This is a genomic window from Bacillus sp. IS1 (genome assembly GCF_032461585.1).
GTDB lineage: Bacteria > Bacillota > Bacilli > Bacillales > Bacillaceae > Bacillus > Bacillus velezensis.
In genome coordinates this window covers 1-267 of the sequence record NZ_JAWCWR010000041.1, presented here as the reverse complement: position 1 = coordinate 267, position 267 = coordinate 1, and the positions used below count along the sequence as shown (strand labels likewise).

Annotated in this window: 1 tRNA gene and 1 rRNA gene; both read left to right on the top strand. The window is 53.6% G+C overall.

The features are described from left to right. Window positions 1-7: 7 nt before the first annotated feature. A 5S ribosomal RNA gene (gene rrf, locus RUW00_RS22880) occupies window positions 8-123 on the top strand. Between the two features lie 19 nt (window positions 124-142). After that, window positions 143-219 (top strand) — tRNA-Met (locus RUW00_RS22875). Window positions 220-267 lie beyond the last annotated feature (48 nt).

Below are 267 nucleotides of genomic sequence, written 5' to 3'. Positions count from 1 at the left end.
TCAATGGTTTGGTGGCGATAGCGAAGAGGTCACACCCGTTCCCATGCCGAACACGGAAGTTAAGCTCTTCAGCGCCGATGGTAGTCGGGGGTTTCCCCCTGTGAGAGTAGGACGCCGCCAAGCTTTTCTAAAATTTTATCATCGCGGGGTGGAGCAGTTCGGTAGCTCGTCGGGCTCATAACCCGAAGGTCGCAGGTTCAAATCCTGCCCCCGCAACCAAAAATTAAATGGTCCGGTAGTTCAGTTGGTTAGAATGCCTGCCTGTCA